The sequence below is a fragment of the Vibrio sp. D401a genome (assembly GCF_030248515.1).
GTDB lineage: Bacteria > Pseudomonadota > Gammaproteobacteria > Enterobacterales > Vibrionaceae > Vibrio > Vibrio rotiferianus.
Map to the genome: position 1 here is coordinate 1 of NZ_JAHGAI010000088.1, position 1,353 is coordinate 1,353.

The 1,353-nt window shown below is 38.0% G+C and carries 2 protein-coding genes; both read right to left on the reverse strand.

What is annotated here, in order from left to right:
* Positions 1-198: 198 nt before the first annotated feature.
* Positions 199-696, reverse strand: a complete 498-nt coding sequence (locus tag KIV41_RS24410) for a hypothetical protein (protein ID WP_262650655.1) — start codon at positions 694-696, stop codon at positions 199-201.
* 25 nt (positions 697-721) lie between these two features.
* On the reverse strand, positions 722-1,129 hold the full coding sequence (locus KIV41_RS24415; RefSeq protein WP_252040528.1) for a DUF5675 family protein: 408 nt from the start codon (positions 1,127-1,129) through the stop codon (positions 722-724).
* Between the last annotated feature and the right edge of the window lie 224 nt (positions 1,130-1,353).

Genomic DNA, 1,353 nt, shown 5'->3' on the forward strand with positions numbered 1-1,353 from the left:
TAACTCAATATACATCATACCTCGATTACATTAAGTTGCACCGATTTGAAAGGTCATTTAACGCCCTGTTAAGGTGTGAGCAAACGCAATGCCGAAGCTCCCGCATACCACCTTAAACACTAAACGCAACGCATAGTAAAAATGCCACGCGTTGCGAATCACTCTTAAATGCTTTGTTAGCTGGATGCTAGCACTGGCTTAATCTATCACGCTCACGTTTATAACCTCCAACCTTTCAATAAGTGCGTCAGCCATTGATTTTAACTTATCCGGCTGTTTTCTAGAGTAAGATTTCATTGATACTAATACATCAACTCTTAACTTTTCTAACCGATTAGCCTCATTGCCTGTATGGTCAGTAAACACCATCCCTTCTAGCTCATTTAACCATTTGTCAAAAGACTCTGGGCTTTCAGATAGTAAAAGTAGAGTATTCTGAGGCTCGACTTTTAGCGCAACCAACAATAAGGGAGAAACTTCTCCGGAAATAGCTCCGTCTCTACGTTTCCAAATTTCTACCAAAGAAAAAAGCGTAGGAACTATTTTCGAACCTTCTTTTTTTTCAAGATTTGATTCAATAGATTTGTAGTTTTCAATCATCCAGTTATGTAAGAGGCTTACTTCTGGCGTTTTAGCATACAGCAGCCCTGAGCAAAAAACAGACACAATCAAAATTGCCATATTCCTTATCATCATTGCTGCTCCAACTGATTAGATATATTTATGGTAATTTTTTGTAGCTCGTAATTTCAGCAAAAATTTCTTTCAGAGCCGATTTGCTATTACCCACATAGTAATGAGATTTAGCCACACTCCCCCATGTTTTACCAGGCATCAAACACCCAAGAGTGTCTTTGTGATAATTTCCAGCATGGATTAGAATAAACGTTCTCCCCGGAACATTTTGTAATTCATATACATTAGGATACTTCGGTGAGCTATAGGGCAATAATTTGTAAGTCCCTGCTTTGATCCTTTTATCGGATCCCTCAGTTATTGAGTCTGGCCCTGCGGGCTCCAATACAAACCAACTTTTACTTACTCCCTCAATAGTTAACTTACCTAAAGTTGTCTCTCCCATTTGCTTTGTTCGCTTTAGATTTAATTTAACTTCATCTAGTTTTTTCATTGCTCTTGTCCTAGCTATCAAATCAATGAAATTAACAGAAGAGTATTGTTACAACAGATCCGTTTCATCGTTAATAGAGACATCGCTAACTTAAATGAAATTGAGCATTACGTTCTTTACATCAACTTTAGTGTAAGCAGCTAACGCCCTGTTAAGGTGTGAGCAACGCATAGTAAAAATGCCATGCGTTGCGAATCACTCTTAAACAGTTTGTTATGTGTTAC